This is a genomic window from Metabacillus arenae (assembly GCF_014773385.1).
GTDB classification, from domain to species: domain Bacteria; phylum Bacillota; class Bacilli; order Bacillales; family Bacillaceae; genus Metabacillus_D; species Metabacillus_D arenae.
Window position 1 is genome coordinate 80,443 of the sequence record NZ_JACXAI010000017.1, and the last position, 21,140, is coordinate 101,582.

18 protein-coding genes are annotated in these 21,140 nt (G+C 35.6%); 15 read left to right on the top strand and 3 right to left on the bottom strand.

The annotated features are described in order from the left end of the window. Positions 1 to 86: 86 nt before the first annotated feature. Both IC621_RS13930 and IC621_RS13935 read left to right on the top strand, forming a co-directional pair. Complete coding sequence (locus IC621_RS13930; RefSeq protein ID WP_224752526.1) at positions 87 to 1,028, top strand: DUF4349 domain-containing protein; 942 nt, start codon at positions 87 to 89, stop codon at positions 1,026 to 1,028. A gap of 92 nt (positions 1,029 to 1,120) precedes the next feature. Next, positions 1,121 to 2,164, top strand: coding sequence for an SDR family oxidoreductase (locus tag IC621_RS13935; protein ID WP_191158929.1), 1,044 nt, complete (start codon positions 1,121 to 1,123; stop codon positions 2,162 to 2,164). A gap of 320 nt (positions 2,165 to 2,484) precedes the next feature. Here IC621_RS13935 and IC621_RS13940 read toward each other — a convergent pair whose 3' ends face one another. Continuing rightward, positions 2,485 to 3,927: a carbon starvation CstA family protein gene (locus IC621_RS13940; protein WP_191158930.1), complete on the bottom strand. Its 1,443-nt coding sequence runs from the start codon at positions 3,925 to 3,927 to the stop codon at positions 2,485 to 2,487. A gap of 668 nt (positions 3,928 to 4,595) precedes the next feature. On the opposite strand from IC621_RS13940, the gene IC621_RS13945 reads away from it, so the two are divergent. From IC621_RS13945 to IC621_RS13990, 10 genes are all read left to right on the top strand, one after another. Next, complete coding sequence (locus tag IC621_RS13945) at positions 4,596 to 4,742, top strand: hypothetical protein (RefSeq protein ID WP_191158931.1); 147 nt, start codon at positions 4,596 to 4,598, stop codon at positions 4,740 to 4,742. A gap of 372 nt (positions 4,743 to 5,114) precedes the next feature. Continuing rightward, on the top strand, positions 5,115 to 5,462 hold the full coding sequence (locus IC621_RS13950; RefSeq protein ID WP_191158932.1) for a hypothetical protein: 348 nt from the start codon (positions 5,115 to 5,117) through the stop codon (positions 5,460 to 5,462). Positions 5,463 to 5,722: 260 nt separating this feature from the next. Next, positions 5,723 to 5,905 (top strand): hypothetical protein, encoded by a 183-nt coding sequence (locus IC621_RS13955; RefSeq protein ID WP_191158933.1) that lies wholly within the window; start codon positions 5,723 to 5,725, stop codon positions 5,903 to 5,905. A gap of 411 nt (positions 5,906 to 6,316) precedes the next feature. Beyond that, positions 6,317 to 6,802, top strand: coding sequence for a DUF2975 domain-containing protein (locus IC621_RS13960; protein WP_191158934.1), 486 nt, complete (start codon positions 6,317 to 6,319; stop codon positions 6,800 to 6,802). Positions 6,803 to 6,812: 10 nt separating this feature from the next. Beyond that, a complete protein-coding gene (locus tag IC621_RS13965; protein ID WP_191158935.1) occupies positions 6,813 to 7,034 on the top strand; it encodes a helix-turn-helix domain-containing protein in 222 nt (73 codons plus the stop codon). A gap of 143 nt (positions 7,035 to 7,177) precedes the next feature. Further along, a complete protein-coding gene (locus tag IC621_RS13970; protein WP_191158972.1) occupies positions 7,178 to 7,957 on the top strand; it encodes a DUF817 domain-containing protein in 780 nt (259 codons plus the stop codon). Between the two features lie 759 nt (positions 7,958 to 8,716). Then, complete coding sequence (locus IC621_RS13975; RefSeq protein ID WP_191158936.1) at positions 8,717 to 9,736, top strand: Gfo/Idh/MocA family oxidoreductase; 1,020 nt, start codon at positions 8,717 to 8,719, stop codon at positions 9,734 to 9,736. Positions 9,737 to 9,764: 28 nt separating this feature from the next. Further along, positions 9,765 to 10,592, top strand: coding sequence for a sugar phosphate isomerase/epimerase family protein (locus IC621_RS13980; protein ID WP_191158937.1), 828 nt, complete (start codon positions 9,765 to 9,767; stop codon positions 10,590 to 10,592). A 177-nt stretch (positions 10,593 to 10,769) separates the two neighbouring features. Then, positions 10,770 to 12,191 (top strand): D-xylose transporter XylE, encoded by a 1,422-nt coding sequence (xylE, locus tag IC621_RS13985; RefSeq protein WP_191158938.1) that lies wholly within the window; start codon positions 10,770 to 10,772, stop codon positions 12,189 to 12,191. Positions 12,192 to 13,043: 852 nt separating this feature from the next. Continuing rightward, positions 13,044 to 14,048: a LacI family DNA-binding transcriptional regulator gene (locus tag IC621_RS13990; protein ID WP_191158939.1), complete on the top strand. Its 1,005-nt coding sequence runs from the start codon at positions 13,044 to 13,046 to the stop codon at positions 14,046 to 14,048. A gap of 258 nt (positions 14,049 to 14,306) precedes the next feature. Here IC621_RS13990 and IC621_RS13995 read toward each other — a convergent pair whose 3' ends face one another. Together IC621_RS13995 and IC621_RS14000 are read right to left on the bottom strand one after the other, a co-directional pair. Further along, positions 14,307 to 14,717 carry a hypothetical protein gene (locus IC621_RS13995; protein WP_191158940.1) on the bottom strand — a complete coding sequence of 137 codons (411 nt, stop codon included), beginning with the start codon at positions 14,715 to 14,717 and terminating at the stop codon, positions 14,307 to 14,309. A gap of 1,005 nt (positions 14,718 to 15,722) precedes the next feature. Then, a complete protein-coding gene (locus tag IC621_RS14000; protein WP_191158941.1) occupies positions 15,723 to 16,172 on the bottom strand; it encodes a hypothetical protein in 450 nt (149 codons plus the stop codon). A 713-nt stretch (positions 16,173 to 16,885) separates the two neighbouring features. On the opposite strand from IC621_RS14000, the gene IC621_RS14005 reads away from it, so the two are divergent. From IC621_RS14005 to IC621_RS14015, 3 genes are all read left to right on the top strand, one after another. Beyond that, complete coding sequence (locus IC621_RS14005; protein ID WP_191158942.1) at positions 16,886 to 17,038, top strand: hypothetical protein; 153 nt, start codon at positions 16,886 to 16,888, stop codon at positions 17,036 to 17,038. Between the two features lie 952 nt (positions 17,039 to 17,990). Next, entirely contained in the window at positions 17,991 to 19,610 is a 1,620-nt protein-coding gene (locus tag IC621_RS14010; protein ID WP_191158943.1) for an ABC-F family ATP-binding cassette domain-containing protein, read from the top strand. 280 nt (positions 19,611 to 19,890) lie between these two features. Further along, positions 19,891 to 21,126, top strand: coding sequence for an ATP-binding protein (locus tag IC621_RS14015; protein ID WP_191158944.1), 1,236 nt, complete (start codon positions 19,891 to 19,893; stop codon positions 21,124 to 21,126). Positions 21,127 to 21,140: the final 14 nt, after the last annotated feature.

A 21,140-nucleotide genomic window follows, 5' to 3' on the forward strand; every position in this document is an offset into this window, starting at 1 on the left:
TGTAATGAAACATTGTAAAATAATTGTAACTTTATAAATACACCTCTCGTCAGATTCAGTAGACTATGATGAGAGGTGTGTTTAATTTGAAGAAAATATGGATTTTATCCATAACCTTACTTTTCCTTTTTTTGACTGCCTGTAGTGGGAATGAAACCGAATCAACTGATCAGTCGAATATGGCTTCAAAAGGAGAAATGGAAAGCAAGAGTATGGAGATTGCTGACAAAGAAGGTTCCTCTGGAAGTAACGCCACTGCAGCAGAATCTCAATCAGAAAGTCCTCAAGAAGACAAAGCATCACAAGTACCTCAAGTAAGTGAGCGAAAGGTCATCTACAATGCCAGCCTCCATATTTCTGTAGAGAATTATCTTCAATCTCTCGAAATCATTCAAAAAGAAGCAGAGCAGCTTGGCGGCTACATTGTTAACTCAAATACGTATCAATCAAATGAAAACGAAAGCAGGGAAGGCTCAATAACGGTTCGAGTTCCACAAGAAAAATTCAATGATTTTCTTTCGGTAGTAGAAAAGGGAAGTACAAAAGTTAATGAGAAAAGCATCTCCGGTCAGGATGTTACAGAGGAATTCGTAGATCTTGAATCGAGAATGAAATCCAAAAAAGCTGTAGAAGCAAGATTGCTTGAATTTATGAAAACGGCTGAGAAGACGGAGGATCTCCTAAAAATATCCTCGGATCTGACGGCTGTCCAAGAAGAAATCGAGCAATTGCAAGGAAGAATGAACTATTTAGAAAATCAATCCGCATTAGCAACGGTTACAATCAATCTAACAGAGCAAAACGTAAATGTACCAGGTTTACAAGGTGATGAGTTGAATACATTCGAGAAAACGAAAAAGCAGTTTATGGACAGTTTAAATTTTCTACTCTCCTTTTTCTCAAGCATTTTTGTATTGCTTGTTGGCAGTTTGCCAATTTTGATACCACTAGCGATCGTGGTACTCATTACCATCTATTTCATAAAAAAATCATCTAAATCGAAGAAAACTCCTCCGACAGATGTGTAACTTTTCCTGCTACCCATAACTTTTTTCGAAGGAAAATCGTTTATTAAACGAAAGGTATTTTTCCAAATTATTAAAGTGAATGGGGGAAAAGGATGAAGGTTCTTATATTAGGAGGTACTCGTTTTTTAGGGAGAGCTTTGGTAGAAGAAGGTGTGAAAAGAGGGCACGAAATCACCTTATTTAATCGTGGCAACAATAAAGAGTTGTTTCCTGAAGTGGAGCAGCTTATCGGCAATAGAGACAGTGATGTATCACTTCTGGAAAACCGGAACTGGGATGTTGTCATGGATACGTGTGGGTTTGCTCCTCATCAAATCAAAAAAATCGCAGCTGCACTCGGGGATAACATCGAACATTATACATTCATCTCAAGCATCTCTGTTTATAAAGATTGGATTCCACTCAATATTACGGAGGACTATCATTTACAATCCATGCCGCTGGATAAAATGCCTGATGTTGAGAAGGGTAAAATTTCTCCTTACGAGTATTATGGCGCGCTTAAAGTACTATGTGAAGCAGAAGCAGAGAAGCATTGGCCTGGGCGTGTTTTGCATGTAAGAGCAGGGAGTCTTGTCGGACAGTTTGACTATTCAGATCGGCTCCCTTACTGGGTTCAGCGTGTAACAAAAGGCGGAAAAGTATTGGTGCCGGGACGTTTAGATCGTCCTGTTCAATTGATTGACGTAAAAGATTTAGCAACATGGGTGTTCAATATGGCGGAAAACAGAAGTGGAGGTACGTTTAATGTAACAGGCCCGAACTATAGGTTGACTATAGAAGAGCTATTAAACACCTGTAAGGCAGTAACAAACAGTGATATTGAATTTGTGTGGGCAGAAGAGCAATTTTTACAGGAGCACAAAGTCCAGCCATGGCTAGATATGCCTTTCTGGATTCCTGAACACTTCCCGTTAGATGGAGAAACAGAACCGTGGAAAGGCACTTTTTCGATTAGTATAGAAAAAGCTGTTAACGCTGGTCTTTCCTTCCGACCTCTTGAAGAGACTATTTATGATGTGTATCAATGGGAGAAAGCGAGACAGGATACAGAAAGAAAAGCGGGGATATCACGAGAAAGAGAGCAGAAGCTTCTAGAAAGTTTGTTTCTAAAAGAGAAAAAGAAGTCGTTGTGATGGGGTTATTATTCTATCCCATTAAACCAATGGAAAATTGGATTCAACTAAATGATGATCTTCAACAATCCTAACCAATATAAGTAACACTTTAGGCGATAATGCACGGGATCATGTCCTAAGTGGGCGAATGTCCTCCCGAAGGCTGCTTAAAGAATAATCTGAAAAAGGCCAACCAGAATGAACTGTTTGACCTTATAATCTGATTAGAGCGTGATTGGATCGATCTTTTTCTCAAAAAACGCTTTTTTTATGAAGTGTACTTTAATTGCAAAAAAACAAGGGCTGAAACTCAGTTTTGAGTCAGCCCTTGTTAAGATTTAAGCTACACCAGATAGGTCTTCTTCCAATGGAATCTCATCTGCACGTTTTTTGACTGCTGCAAAGTAGAAAGTCACAATAATCACAGCAGTTACTGCAGCTGAAACGATATATGAGAGGTTCATCGGTAAGTTAAAACCGATTGGTGCATTTAAGATATAGGTAGTTGTTGCCATCGTCATAAAGATACCAGGAATCATAGCAATCCAGTAATTCTTCTTAGCAATAAACAAGTACATCGCACTGACCCATAACGCGATCACAGCAGTTGATTGATTCGCCCAGGAGAAGTAACGCCATAGGATGTTGAAATCAATTTGCGTTAAAGCAACTGAAATGGCAAACAGCGGAAGGGCAATCCACAAACGGCTAGAGAATTTCTTTTGTGAAAGGTTCAAATAGTCCGCAATAATCATTCTGGCGCTTCTGAAAGCTGTGTCTCCTGATGTGATTGGAAGGACGATTACCCCAAGTACAGCCAAAGTTCCGCCAATTGCGCCAAGCATTGTGATAGAAACCTCTTTTACGACTGCAGCAGGTCCGCCGGCAGCTAATACTTCATTTAAGCCATCATACCCGTTAAATAAGCTCATTGCTGCAGCTGCCCAGATCATCGCAATAATCCCTTCCGCAATCATCATTCCGTAGAAAATAAAGCGTCCTTGCTTCTCGTTTTCCGTAGTCCGTGAAATGATCGGAGTTTGTGTAGCATGGAAGCCTGACAGCGCTCCGCAAGAAATGGTTAAGAACAGTAAAGGGAATATTGGTAAATTATCAGGGTGCATGTTTTCGAGAGTTAATTCTGGAATTGGCGCCCCGGTCATTATCAAAGTTCCTAATATTCCGACTGCACTAATTAATAACAATGCACCGAAAAACGGATATAGACGGCCAATTATTTTGTCAATCGGCAATAATGTAGCAAGAATATAATAGATGAAAATAGCAGCTATAATGACTCCAAATGTAACCCAGCCAGGTGTAATGCTAGCCAAAAGCTCTGCCGGAGCAGTAACGAAAACGGTTCCAACTAAGACTAATAAAAGAATGGCAAATGCATTTACAACATGCTTCATCACTTTTCCGAGAAATTTACCAGCAAGTTCAGGCAAATGAGCGCCCCGGTTACGAATTGAGATCATTCCTGTTAAATAATCATGAACCGCCCCAGCAAAAATACATCCCACTACTATCCAAATAAACGCTACCGGGCCGTATAATGCCCCCATAATTGGACCGAAAATTGGACCTACTCCAGCAATATTTAAGAGCTGAATGAGTGAGTTGCGCTTTTTGCCCATCGGCAGATAATCGACATTATCTTTGTGGCTGTAAGCAGGTGTTTTCCGACCTTCCTTCGTACCAAAAATTTTTTCTACAAAACGACCATAAATAAAATATCCTGCAATTAAAAGAATAATTCCCAATAAAAAAGTATACATTCATGAACCTCCCAGCATCAATTTTTATGAAGGAAAAGGGCCTGAAACTGTTTAGAGAATGAACAATCTTGGTCCAATAAAGTTTATTTTGCCATTACACTAGATATTCCTTCACACAGATTTATTGAAATCGCTTACACCAATTTTAACAGTGGAGCATGGATTTAATGGCATTTTTTGACCAAGATGTTAGTTTTTCATGCCAAAGTGTCAAAAAATCTGCCCAAGATGCAAAAAATCCATACAAAATGATTGAAAGGTTAGAGGTTATAGGCTTCCATCTTTGAGGTTATGCAATTGGTAGAAATTATTTTTATCAAACTTACGATAAAGGTCAGGGGATTCCCTAACCTTTTTAAAAACTAAGTTTTTCACCATTTCTATTGTTTTTTGTCATATTACCTCTAGCAGAACTTTACTAACATGGGAGCGATAGCTTCTGGGTCAGCGCCGTGACCTTGCAGGGAGCGGTATTCGGAATCGGCGAGGTAATCCGCGACAGCTTTCGCCATTGAATCCTAAGTGCAGCGTTATAGTAAAAATAAAAGTGGTAAGCGTCTTTTTCATGAATGCTGATCCTCTTCGCTTTTAAAATTAGCGAAAAAGAAAAGGTATGTATCTTTGGCATTAGAGGAAAATAGTAGAGTAAGAAAGGAGGGGATGAATTGATGAAAAATCAACAAATTCCAGAACATAAAATGAATTTTACCGGAGAAGTAAGTGAAGCTCTAGATAATATGGATAATAACGATACAAATAGGGAACATGTAAAAAAAGAAGCAGGCGCGAAGCGAAACAACCTTAAAGAAAAGTAAAACGTGAAAATATTTCGCAAATCCCGCGCTACTTGAGGACAGTGAGTGAATGTACAAGCTCACTGTCTTTTTATTGGCAGTTTCCGTTAATTTTGCTTTCGAGAAAAGGGGAGATGTAGGAGGGAAGGCAGATAACGTTATAAATTCGTATTTTCCTGACCGCATCCTATTATACAATGTCGTTTCTTATTGATAGAAAAACTAATAGGAGATTTACTATCAAAATTTTCAATTTGGATAGTATAAAATGGTAGATCCTAATGATAAGGCAGATGAACTTTTTTTGATTCATAGTATACTTTGTCCAATCAAAAAAACTATTGAATCATATCCTGTAAATAACTTTAACTAAGGAGGTGTTGAAAAGTAGCCTTGTGTGTTCGTATTAAGGAACCTTTAAATGCGGAAGTCAATGTGCAAGAATTCATTCAAGTTTGCGCTTTTCCAACTACCGATATAGATAAGGATACAAAAGTTTTAGTAGCTTTAGGGGATCGTAATCAAGTTGAGGATATAGATTTTGCATTTAGTAATGGGAATCCAATTGAATTTAATGAGGTTGGAGTACATGTTTTTGAAAATGTTGCCCTAAATACATGTGCAAGCATTGTTGGAATTTTTAAAAAACCAGGAGAGTATTTATTTAATGTCGCTTTATTAGAGGCAGACACAGATGACCTTTTGGATCTTGAAATGGCAACTGTCAAAGTTTTTGAATAAAACTAGAAGGGGTACCGTCACACATGCCTATCAAACTAAGGCAAATCTATCTAGATGGAAAAGATGCTGTATTTATATGCGTATTACCGATTGAAGTTGCAGCTGTTAATGTAGGTTAATAGTTTATCCCTTATTACTATAATGACCTCTATTTTCAAAATTTATAGTTTTTAGTCTATTGATTTGTAAGGATCATCTTACAATTTCGTCCTTTTTTAATAAATATAAAATACATGATAGAGGAGGGAGGTATTTTTAATATGTTACGAGAAGGAGATCGTATTGAAGTATTTTCAGCAGGTGCATCAATTGGAAAAGGTACTTTTTTACGTTTTGCTGATGCAGGTGAAGCTGCTCCTCATACTATATTAGTATGGTTTGATGAAGGAGATCAGTCTTTACATGCCACTGATTTAACAACGCTCAATATACGACGCATTTAATAGTTTCTTTTTCAGTTAAGGGATGTCGTTATTATAACTCATCCTTTAACTCTTTAGAATTAATAATCTATAGTTTTCTGTTACCTTACTAAAAAAATCATTCAAAAAAATTGCATCAATTATCGATTGTATATGATATACATAATTATAAATTTTAAGAAGTAGGCCGTGGTTCTTCTGCATATGGGCAATTGTACTTAAAGTAACTGGGAGGTTGAACAAGTTATATAAATTGAATCGTTTAAATTTATAAAGCGTTTCTTTGTAATGAGAAATGCTTTTTATCTTTGTCTAAAAACAAAAGAATATTTCTATAACAATAATAATATAATAAAAGACAATAATATTTTATTGTAAAACGATAAAACGTGTGTTAAAGTCAAATTGATAATAAATAGTGAGGTGCTTTTTATGAAACGAGGATCAACACTGTTTTTAAAAATAGCTGTTTTTCTTATTGGAACTCCAGTTCTTGCTTTGTGTATTTTTGGGCTGCCTTGGTTAGCTAAGGAGGCAGCAGAAATGAGTAGTTTAAATTGGGCTTATTTGCTGTATGGAGTTTTAATTATTATGTCTGTATCAGCGATACCGTTTTTCGTTGCATTGTATCAGGCTTTTAGACTTTTAGGTTATATTGACAAGAACAACGCTTTCTCGGAATTATCTGTAAGAGCTTTAAAGAATATTAAAAAATGTGCCATTACAATCAGTAGCTTGTATGTGGTTGGTATGCCGCTCTTTTATATCATAGCGGAGCTAGATGATGCCCCAGGTACCATACTCATCGGAATGGTCATTATTTTTGCTTCAATGGTGATTGCAGTCTTTGCTGCTGTTCTTCAAAAACTATTAGAAGATGCCATTAAAATAAAATCAGAAAATGATTTAACGGTCTGAGGTGAATAATATGGCAATTGTAATCAATATTGATGTCATGTTGGCTAAAAGAAAAATGAGCGTAACAGAACTTTCGGAAAGGGTTGGAATCACGATGGCTAATCTTTCTATATTGAAAAACGGAAAGGCAAAAGCGATTCGATTATCAACTTTAGAGGCGATTTGTAAGGCTTTAGAATGTCAACCTGGAGATATTTTAGAATACAAAAGTGACGAAGACGCTCAAGAATAATATAGTAGGAATATTTAACATTGAAAGGAAAAGAAAGATTTCTTTTTCCATAATTTCAATGAATCAAATTCATAAAAGAGGGGTTACTCATGAATTTAACCATTCAAAATGATTCTCAGAAAAAACCTTTGAAGGCACAAATCATGAGAGCACTAAAACAACTCGTTTGTTTTGGCTCTGAGCAGGCCCTATCATGTTTGTTTCCTGTCGTTATTTTTTCCTCTTTGGCTATTACACAAATCATGCCGCTTCCATTCCTGCCACGATATGACTGGCTGCTCATCATTTGCCTTCTGATGCAATGGTGGATGGTGCGTTCTGGGCTTGAAACACGGGATGAACTAAAGGTTATCACATTATTCCACCTTATTGGCCTTGCTCTTGAACTTTTTAAGGTACATATGGGCTCCTGGTCTTATCCAGAGGAAGGCTACTTCAAAATTTTAGGAGTGCCTTTGTATAGCGGATTCATGTACGCCAGTGTAGCAAGTTATCTTTGCCAGGCGTGGAGGAGGTTAAGGGTTGAACTGGTTAAGTGGCCGCCATTTTTAGTAGTTGTACCTCTTGCAGCTGCGATTTATTTGAATTTTTTCACCCACCATTATTGGATAGACGTCCGCTTTTGGTTATCTGGACTTGTCATTATCGTCTTTTGGCAATCATGGGTCACATACCAGGTTAATGGAACTCGTTACCGTATGCCACTCGCCCTTTCTTTTGTGCTCATCGGATTTTTTATATGGATAGCCGAAAATATCGCAACGTTCTTTGGAGCTTGGGAATATCCAAACCAAACTGATGCATGGAGTCTCGTTCATCTAGGAAAGGTGAGTTCCTGGCTCTTATTAGTGATTGTTAGCTTTCTTATAGTAGCAACGTTAAAGCAGGTTAAGGGGAAAAATTCCGAAGATAAATTGGATTAAGCAACGTTTGAATTGTTGCTTTTTCTTTATAAATAGCTTTTGGTAATACAGCTGGAATGCATTTATTAGGGATTTTTGTGAAATGTTCACTTAAACTTTAGGGTAGCATATCTCGAATAAGATTTAGGCATTGATCTTCAACGAGCTGACACTTTTCTCTAATAACGATATTCAATGACAGGCACAATTTAAAATGTAAATTGCATGTTTGTAGTATGTTTCTGATATCAAACTGTAAAAAGAATAAGAGTATAAAAATTTCTCTGTATGAGCATATTATCAACTTGTTTAAAAAATATTTATTGGTGCTTTATAGTAATGTTTACAGTGTGATCCTTATTAAAGAAGGAAGAAAACTCTCCCTTAAATTCCTTAAAACGACTTCGTGTAAACTATCAATTAACCAAACTAAACCGCTATAAATGAAACGTCTTAAACCCGGGCATTAATGGGCTTAAGACGTTTTTTAATTATTACAGCACTTACTAACAAGAAAAAAAGTAACACAATTAGATTCTGAGAGAAAGCACTTTCCTTAAGAGTTAAGGACATAGTCATTAAATTTTACTAAAGTTGTTAGAATGTAAAATAGAGATTGTTGTAAGTTCGATGGCGTACTAATGTAAGTTTTCTTGAATGGTTGTGATTAAATAAAAATAGTTTGACTAATAAAATGTAACGGCTTACAATATAAATTAAGGAAAGAACTTTCCTAAATTTAAAGGTTGATAAATACATAAATTCTCAGGAGGTATTGTAATGAATAAACTAAACGTTGGGTTAATAGGTGCGGGACGAATGGGAGCTTTTCACGGCGAGACTATTGCTCACCGCTTACTACAAGCTAATTTGTATGCGATTTCAGATCCTGTACCTGGTGCTGCTGAAAGATTAATAAGTCAATTAGATGAAAACTCAATAGCATATATAGATCCAATGGAGTTAATTCAAGATTCTAGCATAGATGCAGTGGTTATAGCTTCTCCTGCACGTACACATGCTAGTAATATCCTTGCTGCTATTAAACAAGGTAAAGCAGTATTTTGCGAAAAACCTATGGCAGTTAACTTAAAAGAAGCAAACGATATTGTTCAAGCTATTGATGAGAGTAACATTTTAATGCAAGTTGGTTTTAATAGAAGGTTTGACAAAGGCTTTAAAGCTGCTCATGCTGAAATCACATCAGGCAAAATTGGTACACCTCAATTATTAAAATCAACAACGAGAGATCCTAAGTTAATGAGAGCTGAATCGATTCCAGAATGGACCATCTTTTTAGAAACCTTAATCCATGACTTTGACACTTTAATGTACTTAAATCCAGGTGCAAAACCTATTGAAGTGTATGCAGCTGCTGATGCGTTAATTCGACCAGACTTAAAAGAAAGTGGATTATTAGATACTGCGATTGTAACCATAAAATTTGATAATGGTGCATTAGCTACTGCAGAAGCTAATTTTCAAGCGGTATATGGTTATGACATTAGAGCAGAGGTTTTCGGATCTGAAGGAATGATTACTGCTGGAGGAATCCGTAAATCGAGCATGACGAGATATAACCATAATGGAGTAAGCTTTGATACGTCTCGTTATGATCAAGATTTATTGTTTGATGCTTATGTTGATGAATTAAGAAGCTTTGTAGATTGTGTGATTCATAATAAACCAACATTAGCAACGTCTGAAGATGCTCGATGGGCTTTGAAAATCGCATTAGCTAGTATTGAGTCAGTAAAAAATAACTGCCCAATTAAACTTGATCATTTTGTCTTGGTTTAATTTAATCACTATGCTTGGAGGGGAGAAAATGAGTAGAGATTATGGTCTTTGCTTTTGGACTTTAGGGGATATATCTTTTGAAGAAAAATGTAAGATTGCGAAAGACATCGGTGTTAATGGCGTAGAGGTTCAAGGAGACTTATCACAAAATCCGGTTGAATTGCAAGCGCTATTAAAAAAGTATGATTTAAAAGTATTATCAGTGACTCCGGAGAACGTAGATATTTCAAGTGCTGATGATCAAGTTCGACATCGGGCAGTTCAATATTTTTTAGATCTATTAAACTGGGCACAAGAATTAGGAGCTAAAAGAATTTGTCTGCATGGCGATGTTGGGAAAACGCAAGGAAGTGGAGATCTATCGAAAGATTGGGAATTGCTTGTGGATAGCACGTTTGAGGTTCTGAAGAAAGCAGAGGAATTAGACATCGAGGTTGTGTTTGAAGTATTAAATCGATATGAAAACCACCAAATTGTCACAGCGAAAGAAGCGTTAACTCTAATTGAAGATGTAAAGAGCGAGAATTTTTATGTACTCCTTGATGCTTATCATATGAATATTGAAGAACCTTGCCCAATAAAGGCTATTAAAGACACTAATAATAAATTAGGGGTTTACCATGTGGCAGATTCAAATAGGCAGGGAGTAGGAAACGGACATTCTACTATTAAAAGTCAAATTGATGCCTTGCATGAGATCGATTTTAAGGGACCGATTATTATGGAGATGACTGCTGAAGGACCAAATCCATTTTCGCCAATAAAAGATGGGAACTACTTAGAAGAAGTAGCAGGGTACTATAAGGACTCCCTTAGAAAACTAAAGGAATGGGATTTAGCTAAAGTAAGTTTATAAGATGATTTTTTTCTAGGAAAAAATTTAAAAGCCTGGTCTAACTTATCTTGATTCATATGGCAGTTTTATGAATCAGGATAAGAAGATCTATTCAAACTGCTTCGAGATGAAAAATCTAAAGGTAAATTGATAGTAAGGAAGTGTACATTTCAAATAACAAAAATAGGAGTTTAAAAAATGAAACAGAACATGAAATATATCATTTACTTGACGCTAATCACTGCATTAGGAGGCTTATTGTTCGGGTACGATACAGCGGTTATATCTGGCGCTGAACAATCTTTACAATTGTATTTTATAGAAAAGCTTGGGTTAAGCACTGTGTTTCACGGGTTAACAGTATCTAGTGCTCTAATTGGATGTATTGCAGGAGGATTGATAAGTGGATTTATTGCAAATCGGATAGGTCGTAGAAATTCTCTACTGGTTGCTGCTGTTTTATTTTTTATTTCAGCGATTCTTTCTGCTTATCCAGAATTTCTCTTTTTTGAAAAAGGCGAGCCAACTATTGGTCTCTTTATCATGTTTAATATATATAGAATTATTGGAGGTATAGGTGTTGGTTTGGCTTCTGGATTAGGTCCGTTGTATATTAGTGAAACTTCTCCTGCAAATATTAGAGGGAGATTAGTGACGTTAAATAATCTAGCGATCATTTTTGGTACTTTACTAGTTTATTTTGTGAATTGGAGAATAGCTGCTGGACAAAGTGCCAGTTGGATAAATGATTTAGGTTGGAGATACATGTTTGCTTCCGAAGCAATTCCAGCACTCTTGTACTTTTTCCTTTTATTTTTAGTACCTGAAACTCCTCGTTTTCTAATATCTAAAAATAGAGATAAAGAAGCACTGCACGTTTTAGAGAAGATCAACGGATCAAAGGAAATTGCAAAAGAAATTTATAACGAAGTAAAACAAACGATGGATACTCATAAAGGGCATGTTTTTTCATTTGGGAAATTGGTTGTCATTGTAGGAATTTTATTAGCTGCTTTCCAACAATTTGTAGGGATTAATGTTATTTTATATTACGCGCCTCGTATATTTGCAAATATGGGAGCAAGTGCTGAAGCCTCGATGCTTCAAACGGTCCTGCTAGGTGTTGTGAATTTTGTATTTGTTTTTCTAGCGCTTATGACAGTTGATAAATGGGGGAGAAAGCGCTTAATGTTATTAGGTTCACTTGGTATGACGGTTGGAATGTTTGGAGTAGCTGCATTATCGTTTTCTGATGCTATGGGGATAGGTGCATTACTCTTTATCTTGCTTTATGCTGCTTTCTATAATTTGTCATGGGGGCCATTAATGTGGGTGCTTGCTTCTGAGATTTTCCCAAATAGGATAAGAGGCCAGGTTATGGCAATAACAGTTGTTGCTAATTGGAGCTGTAATTTACTTATATCATCAACATTCCCTTCATTATTGGAAATTAGCGGAGGAATGACTTATAGCTTTTATGGAGTAATGTGTATTCTAGCGTTTATGTTTGTATGGAAATTAGTTCCGGAAACAAAAGGGAAAACACTTGAAGAGATTGAAACATACTGGAAACCGAAGGAAGTGGCTGCTGATATACGTCGAAAAAAAATTGATTTTTAGTTCCGTGTATATCAATTTTATATAAAAAGAGAATGATAAGGTAGGCACTTACTGATTCAAGTGTAAGTTTAATAACAAAACAATGGCGGAAGATCAAAATTTGTAAAATGTAACAGAGGAATTGAAAAAAGAATTAAATATTCGTATTATTCGCTTTCTATGTCTGTTTTTAGGAAAGACCTTTCTTGAAAGCGATTACTTTTTTAAATAAATACTGATATAAGATTGCAAGAAATTAATGATATATCAATTATCTACAAAGTTAAATTGATTTTGTAAAAAGTAGATACACTATTGGGAGTTTTTAATAAAAGTAACAATAGGTGTTGGATTTATCAATAAAATTTAAATTCTTTTTAGGAAAGACCTTTTCCTCAACGGGGGATGATAACGCTACAATTGAAAGCGTAACCAATATGAGTTTGTACCAAAAGGGTATTTGCTAAGTAAAAAATTAGCCTAATCGCTTTTAATGAATTTGTATAGGTGTAATTAGAATTTTTTTCTGGAATTTCGGGGTCCAACTTTTAATCCGGCATGGTTCATTTGCAGAAGCTCTGGAAAGGAAACCTTATGTAACAGGGGTATAAATATAGAGTAATGGTAAAGCAATAACTAGTTTTCTTTTCTCAAACGGTCATCATAAGTTGTTTATGATGACCGAAATTGCAACAAAATCGAAAAAGAGTAATCATAAGACGGGTATGATGCCCAAAATGGTATCAAAAGCGCAAGAGTAATTTATCTAGGTCATAGATAAAGTTTGAAAATCTCTTTCCTGATAATTTTAATCCACCTAAAAATGGATTAAAATAAATGTAAAGGTATTGAAGGGGAAGGGGAAAAGAGTAGGTGAAACAACCAACAATATATGATGTTGCAAAAGAAGCAGGAGTTGCCATTTCAACGGTTTCAAAAGTGCTGAATAATACAGGTAGTATCGGAGCAAAAACTAGAAAAAAAGTTGAAGAGACAATGCAGAAATTAAATTATCAACCAAGCGTTGCAGCATCAGTTAAAAAGCGAATTCAAACAATCGGACTGCTCATTCCGGATATTGCAGACCCATTTATGGCTGAAATCGCAAGAGCGATTGAAGATCATGGGAGGAAATTTGGTTTTAGTTTAATGATATGCAGCACTGATAATGATTTAGATAAGGAAATGGAATATGTCTCCATATTAAAGAAAAAATATATCGATGGCATTATTATTGCTACGGGTTTGAAAAATACTGCAGCGCTAAAAGAATTGATAAGTAACGAAATCCCTGTAGCTTTGTTGGCGAGGGAAGTGCCTTCACTTGCTGTAAATACAGTTGTAGTGAATGACTTTTTAGGTGCATTTGAGGCAACTTCTTATCTTATAAAACTCGGACATCGAAAAATTGCTATGATCACTGAAGATATCTATTTTCCGGTGACTAAATCCAGACTTGATGGCTACAAACAAGCGCTTGAAGAAGCCGGTATAAATGATAATGGAGATTTAGTCTCGCTAAATAATACTAGCTATACGGATGCTTTAGAGTCAACGGTTAAGCTATTAAATTTACCGGAACCTCCAACAGCTATTTTTGCATCAACGGAACCTCTTGCAATAGGAGCAATGCAAGGTGCTCGCGAGTCTGGACTGGATATTCCAAAGGATATTTCAATAGTAGGCTTTGACAATTCCATTCTTGCAAAAATGTGTTATCCACAGTTAACGACTGTGTCACAGCCAATACATGAAATGGGCAAGAAAATAATTAAACTATTAGTTGAACAGATAAAAGATCCAAAAAAAGTAAAACAACGAATCGTTATGTCTCCTGAGCTAGTCATTCGAGGAACGGCAACTAAAATCAATCTCTAAGAACTAAATCCCACATACAATAACTAAGAATTTATTTAGTTGGATTTGCTCTTGAGGGAAGATCGTTATGTTGGAATTGAAAAGATTTAAAAAATCTAATCAAAAGAGTAAAAATCAAGAACAAATCAACAATGAGAAATGGAATAATACTCAAAATCAAAATATTTAACAAGTGATATTGATAATGAATAGTAAGACAGTCAAATCCTTTGCTGCCTAATTTGGCAACTACAAATAAATCACCTTTTAAAAATAATATCACTCAAGGTTTGATATACACACACCGTATGCTCGACACAATTTTGATGGTATAGCAACTGGAATGACAATATTAGTAAATGGCGCCATTGGAGCTACAAAGGCAAAAGTGTTAACAGTTCTTCCTTCAACGACTGTAGTTGCCCATACTAACATCGGACATAATAATTTTCCACCTGGAGTACTAAAATCAATCGTAAGTAATTCTTCAACTGTTGGAAATCGATAACCTAAACTTGCACACAATTCCTTGGCTTCTGCAAGAGTTGCTTGATCATTAAAGAAATAAACTTCAAGATTTAGACTTAAAAAAGTATGAGGTTTATCTTCTTCGTATTGTTGTCTTCTTACTTCACATTCTGGTAGTTCATTGGAAAGTGTAACAGGCGGACAAACAGGACGTATCCCCATAATTAATCAACCTCCTTAATTTATAAAACATTTTATGAAGAAATCATAAAAATGATCGGATAATCGATTAATTGAGGAGATATATGGTTGATTTTCTCCAAGGGCTAAATATATTTCGAGTTAGATCCACATTTGAGGGTTCTTTTTACTCAATTTGTTATTCAAGTTTAGTCGTGGAAAAAAGAAGGGAATGCAGGCATCTGTTTTTTGACTTTTTACAATAACTGGTGAAAAGGGGCTGGAACCATGTGCAACAAAAAAGTAAATCACGTAATCACATCAATATTATTTAACTTAAAAAAGTATTATTTACAGCTTTCTTTGCATTGTTAATATGGGCATTAATTATTAATGTGGATTATGAAGTATCTGCCGTCATTACGATGATCTATATCGCATTTTTAACATAGAGGAACAGAATTATAGAGAGCAGCAGTAGAGTGTGTTCCAAAACATTATTGATTGATCTTAACAGAGGGTACAAGGAAAGCTTGCTAGTTGTAGGACAAATCAAGGGAAATCAGAAATTAGATACTCCTTGCACCCTTAGTAATTATACCCAATCAAACAGGAGATACAAGCTATACAATCAATAATGATCAGGATAGACTATGCAGTTTTAGTTAGATTAGGAAATTGTTATCATTGGCTAGGGTGTCACAAATTGAGTTATCCTACAAATGGCGGGGACACGTAATATAGTTCTCACTGGTATCGTCAAATAGGTAATGAACTAGGAATTTCTGCTCGTTCTGTGCAACATATTATTTTAGGCTATACATACAAGGAAGCAACATAATTATAAGACTCCCCAATAGAGCAAAGTTTCGAAAGTGACAAATATTGCGGAGTAGCAGTTACCTAAAAAAGGTGCATCCAATAGCCGAAAAATTTATTTATTGGATGCCCCTATACATGTTTCAGAATGCTGATTTATTAACATTCTTGATTTTCAATTTTTAATGAATTTGCCCTTTAGGGAACCCCTCTTATATATTATATTAATCATAAAATCTGAATTACTTGTAGGTAGGTGGTTTGGTATGCACTATTGTTTGTAGCATCTGGTACAACTTCTACCAAATCTCCAGCGTCTAATTCAACAATGAGAGATCCGTGCTGCGGAATTACATGTTGAATAACGTTATTGCCTGGACTTTGTGGCTCTAATTCTAATCTGCTTTGATATTGTATAGCAACAGGTGTGCCATTGACTCTTACTCTTAAATAAACAAAAGCTGCTGATCCTCCTGCTGAATCAGATTGAAAGGAGGAAGTAGTATATTGCACATGATATACTCCACTTCGTTGAACTCGTAAACCAGTTGCTTCAAAATCTACATCATTTAAAGGGCCAGCTGTGTCAAATAAAACTGGGCTGTTAATTATAAAAGCCATATTAGTAGTATTTGTTCTTACTGCATAACCATAAGCTGGTGTTAATATTATTCCCATTTTTTTCACCTCACTTTATTGAGTCTTATTAATGTATGAACAATGCACACTTAGTGAATAGACAACCGTCAACGTATTTTAAAATAATTTGATGAACAGTACGAATAAAATGAATGGAAATCTTTTGAATAAGAACTGAATGGTAAACAAATAAAGATTGTCAATTCTGATCATCATCAAAATTGGTGAAACCTTTACTGTTCAAAGTATTTGCTCTAGATAAAAAAGTAAAATATGCGTTAGAACAACAATTGAACATGCAGAATGGAGGTATGGTTGGGTTGAGAAAGCAGACTGCGAGTTTGTGTCGTAGTTCGCGTATTTTTCGAAGTGAAATAAATGGCTGATGGCTGGTCAGTCTACTGTATAATTACAAAAATAATTTTGCCGTTGTCAACTATTAAAACCAAATGGCAGGTTTGGCAATGGCAATTCTCTAATATCTACATTCAAATTCCCATCTTTATCCTAGGGGATTAGCATGTGTGTAAAGTTTTTTGTCTACAAACAAATTAACTATTCTCCAAAGTTTACTTTAATTCTTGACGTGGTAATTCAGAACTAATCAGTTTATGGCAAAACACGGCAGACTATGACAATTTATTTTGTGTTTTTGTATGAATTTGGTATAAGATTTCTATATACAACCACCCTAAACCTAACTAACATGTAGGTAAAGGGGTGATTTGATGTTCGAGAAGGAGGAAAAAGATTTGGGGACTGCTACAATAAAACGAATTGATAAGTCTAATGTAACAGGTTTATCAAAAAATAAAAAAGATTTACTTAAAAAACATATGGGTAGCGCCTCTGTTAAAATTGATTTGAATAAGGTTCGTGATTGGTGGAAGTATGAAAATAATTGATTTTAATAACCCTTCTTTTTCTGGATTTGCTGAAGAGGAAAACAAATTGATTGCTTGAAATGTCTGCGGATTTAGGAGCTGTTGATGCGGTGAACGCTTCAATTGCTAATTTATACGGTACGAGCTTCCTAACAGTCGATAGAAAATTAACAGAAATTATATTTAATAAGCGCTCTAATCTACCTAATATTAAGAATATCTATTATACAATCGGTAAAAATAGAGATTACTAGTAAGACCTTTCACACTAACCAGTGAGGTCTTTTTATTATGGATAAATTTCACCCTCCTCCCCTACCCTATTGTGAATAGAAAAAGACAATCGTAGCTACGTTGCTGTAGGTTGGGATTGTCTTTTTTGTGTTTTTATTTTATTGGTATGAATCATAAGGACTGCTGTATTCAAAACGGCTTTCAAGTAGATCATTGCTAAGTAAATATTACAATTCTTCTATTGGTTTTTGCTCACATAATGAAGCATGAAGTAAGAATAATATTCAAAGCGCTCATATTTTGCCTACATATAGATGAATGGGAGTTGATCACTTGAAAGAAATTGAGGAAATGCAAAAGAATATTGTCAAGTTGCAAGAGAACATAAAGTTTAGACTTATGTTGTTGGAGAAGGCTAGAGAGATAATTAAGGGTATGCAGGTAGAAAAAAGTAAGGGCCATTAGTATGTACTTTATTGTTATGCAGTTACTCAAGCATTTCTTACCTTTATGAAAAATAATTTAGATACATTCGGTGTGAAGATTATGGATCATGATATCAACATATAGGGTGTACATAAAAAAGGTGAGTAATTTCAATGCTGGATTTTCATTGCTCCTCTTTACAAATTGCTATATAATATTGGATAGTGAAAAAATAGTGAATCGTATACTATACTTTATTTTTGAATTTAGTGTTTAGGGTATTTTAACCCTTATTAGATGGAGGATGTATGTCATGATTGCTGTAAATAATGTCAGTTTGCGATATGGTGATCGCAAGCTTTTTGAAGATGTTAATATTAAATTTACTCCGGGTAACTGCTATGGATTGATTGGGGCAAACGGTGCTGGTAAATCAACTTTTATAAAGATTCTTTCAGGTGAAATAGAAGCCCAAACCGGTGATGTAAGCATGACTCCTGGTGAACGTTTAGCTGTTTTAAAGCAAAATCACTTTGAGTATGAAGAACACGAAGTCTTGAAGGTAGTCATTATGGGACATCAGCGCCTTTACGAGGTTATGCAGGAAAAAGATGCGATTTATATGAAGCCTGATTTTTCTGATGAGGACGGAATGCGCGCCGCAGAACTTGAAGGGGAATTTGCTGAGCTTAATGGCTGGGAGGCCGAAAGTGAAGCAGCGATCCTTTTAAAGGGATTAGGAATTCCAGAGGATCTGCATAGTAAAAAAATGGCCGAATTAACAGGCGGAGACAAAGTAAAGGTTTTGCTTGCTCAAGCCCTTTTCGGTAAACCGGATGTCCTTTTACTGGATGAGCCGACTAACCACTTAGATTTGCAAGCCATTAAATGGCTGGAAGAGTTTCTTATTAACTTTGAAAATACCGTCATTGTCGTATCCCATGACCGTCATTTTTTGAATAAGGTATGTACTCATATTGCAGATCTGGATTTTGGAAAGATCCAAATCTACGTCGGAAACTATGATTTTTGGTATGAATCAAGTCAGCTAGCATCTAAGCTTGCACAGGATGCGAACAAGAAAAAAGAAGAGCAGATTAAACAACTACAGGAATTTATTGCTCGATTTAGTGCAAATGCATCAAAATCTAAACAAGCAACCTCCAGAAAAAAATTGCTGGATAAAATTACGCTTGATGATATTAAGCCATCCTCACGTCGTTATCCATACGTAAACTTCACACCTGAGCGTGAGGTCGGTAATGATTTATTACGTGTGGAAGGTATTACAAAAACGATTGACGGTGTAAAGGTTCTTGACAATGTCAGCTTTATTTTAAATAAAGGTGATAAAGCCGCTCTTGTCGGCAGAGATGAAATTGCAAAAACGACTCTGTTCAAAATATTAAGCGGAGAAATGGAGCCTGACAGCGGAACCTTTAAATGGGGGATTACGACAAGTCAAGCCTATTTCCCTAAGGATAACAGTGAATATTTTGAAGGCTGTGACATGAACCTGGTGGATTGGCTTCGTCAATATTCTCCAAATGATCAAAGCGAAAGCTTCTTAAGAGGTTTCTTAGGAAGAATGCTGTTCTCAGGAGAAGAAGTCATGAAGAAGGCAAGCGTCCTTTCCGGAGGAGAAAAAGTCCGCTGTATGCTCTCAAAAATGATGCTGGCCGGAGCCAATATCTTAATGCTTGATGAGCCGACAAACCATTTAGATTTAGAATCTATAACAGCACTTAATAATGGTTTAATTAGCTTTAAAGGGTCCATGATCTTTACATCTCATGACCATCAATTCGTTCAAACGATTGCGAACCGGGTTATTGAAATTACGCCAAAAGGTGTAGTGGATAAAACGATGACATATGACGAATATCTTGAGAATGAAGAAGTTCAAAAGCAAGTTGAGACAATGTATGCATAAAAATAAAACCAGTTTCAGTTATATAAAAGAGGCAGCGAGTTTACTGCCTCTTTTCATTATGTAAGAAATCATAAATTCTCACCTTGTTAATCGGAAAACCTTTTTGCTAGAATGGGATTTTGAAATGAAAATAACGTTATTTATTTAAAGATAATGATGAAAGCACGGGCAATATGTAGTCTTTGTTAAAATTTTATTAAGAACAAGGAATTATTAAAACCTTACCGAAATTTAATAAAAGAATAGCAGGGCATAATTTACAAAGTAGCAGGGTGAGAAAATGTTGGAATCCATTCAAAGTTTATGTTTGCATGTTGTCTTTATTTTGTTTTCGACTTTACTATACCAGGTCTTTTTTCAAGAAAATCATGAAGCTAGAAAAAAGATTGGTTCCAAATTTTTCATCTTAACACTTATCATTTTACTCTTTACGATGATTCAACCAGTATCCTATTCCGACCAATATAAATACGACTTTAAAGCGATTGCTATTATCCTTGCCTTTTTATATGGGGGAAAGCAAGTTGGATTTGCTGTTTTCACATTTTTGCTCTTATTTGGATACTTCACTGATCACCGTATGTTAGTATTGGCAGGAAACTATACCATTTTTTGTGTTTTGTTAATTCCGATTTCTAATTTATTTCACACCTATAGAAGAAGAGGCAAAATGATTGTCATCAGCCTGTTCTTTTTAACCATCCCCATTACTCGGACAATCTATCTCTTTTTAATGGATGATTATACACAAATGCTGTTTGAATTAACTTCTTCTTTCATTATATGGGCTACTTTAGCAGCGGTGGTTTTTTTAATCGAGAATATGGGAGAACAGCTGGAAATGAGGCAGGAATTGCAAAAAACTGAAAAATTGAATGTAATCAGTCAGCTGGCAGCTTCTGTAGCACATGAGATACGGAATCCAATGACTTCTGTAAGAGGGTTCATGCAGCTATTACAACGGGAGCCGCTTACGAGGGAACAGAAGCGTTATATTGATGTATCAATCGACGAATTGGACAGAGCCCAAGAAATCATAAATCAATACCTTGCTTTGGCAAAGCCGCAAACGAATGAAAATGAAATCATTAACTTTACTGAGCTGATTCATAAAACAATTGATATCATGCATTCCTATTCTGTTCTAAATAACATTCAAATCACTCATCAAATCGAGGACTCATTAAAAATAAAAGGTTCGAGGATAGAGATTCAACAAGTTCTGATCAATCTAATTAAAAATGCTATAGAAGCCATTCAAAGCGAAGGGGTTATCCGAATAATGGCTAAAATGAATGATAACCAAACGATTACGGTTCAAGTAGAGGACAATGGCATTGGAATGAGCATAAAGCAAATCAATCGGTTAGGCAGCCCTTATTATTCCACGAAAGAAAAAGGAACGGGTTTGGGGTTGACTGTTTGTTTTCAAATTATTAAACAAATGGGTGGAAAGATAAAAATCGCCAGCGAACCAGGAAAAGGTACGTGCTTTACAATCACATTTATTACATAGAAAGTATCAGGTAC

Excerpts from the sequence above, each read along its gene's own strand:
- IC621_RS13935 (WP_191158929.1), top strand. The coding sequence starts at position 1,121 with ATGAAGGTTCTTATATTAGGAGGTACTCGTTTTTTAGGGAGAGCTTTG.
- IC621_RS13940 (WP_191158930.1), bottom strand. The coding sequence starts at position 3,927 with ATGTATACTTTTTTATTGGGAATTATTCTTTTAATTGCAGGATATTTT.
- IC621_RS13945 (WP_191158931.1), top strand. The coding sequence starts at position 4,596 with ATGAAAAATCAACAAATTCCAGAACATAAAATGAATTTTACCGGAGAA.
- IC621_RS13955 (WP_191158933.1), top strand. The coding sequence starts at position 5,723 with ATGTTACGAGAAGGAGATCGTATTGAAGTATTTTCAGCAGGTGCATCA.
- IC621_RS13960 (WP_191158934.1), top strand. The coding sequence starts at position 6,317 with ATGAAACGAGGATCAACACTGTTTTTAAAAATAGCTGTTTTTCTTATT.
- IC621_RS13965 (WP_191158935.1), top strand. The coding sequence starts at position 6,813 with ATGGCAATTGTAATCAATATTGATGTCATGTTGGCTAAAAGAAAAATG.
- IC621_RS13970 (WP_191158972.1), top strand. The coding sequence starts at position 7,178 with ATGAGAGCACTAAAACAACTCGTTTGTTTTGGCTCTGAGCAGGCCCTA.
- IC621_RS13975 (WP_191158936.1), top strand. The coding sequence starts at position 8,717 with ATGAATAAACTAAACGTTGGGTTAATAGGTGCGGGACGAATGGGAGCT.
- IC621_RS13980 (WP_191158937.1), top strand. The coding sequence starts at position 9,765 with ATGAGTAGAGATTATGGTCTTTGCTTTTGGACTTTAGGGGATATATCT.
- xylE (WP_191158938.1), top strand. The coding sequence starts at position 10,770 with ATGAAACAGAACATGAAATATATCATTTACTTGACGCTAATCACTGCA.
- IC621_RS13995 (WP_191158940.1), bottom strand. The coding sequence starts at position 14,717 with ATGGGGATACGTCCTGTTTGTCCGCCTGTTACACTTTCCAATGAACTA.
- IC621_RS14000 (WP_191158941.1), bottom strand. The coding sequence starts at position 16,172 with ATGGGAATAATATTAACACCAGCTTATGGTTATGCAGTAAGAACAAAT.
- IC621_RS14010 (WP_191158943.1), top strand. The coding sequence starts at position 17,991 with ATGATTGCTGTAAATAATGTCAGTTTGCGATATGGTGATCGCAAGCTT.
- IC621_RS14015 (WP_191158944.1), top strand. The coding sequence starts at position 19,891 with ATGTTGGAATCCATTCAAAGTTTATGTTTGCATGTTGTCTTTATTTTG.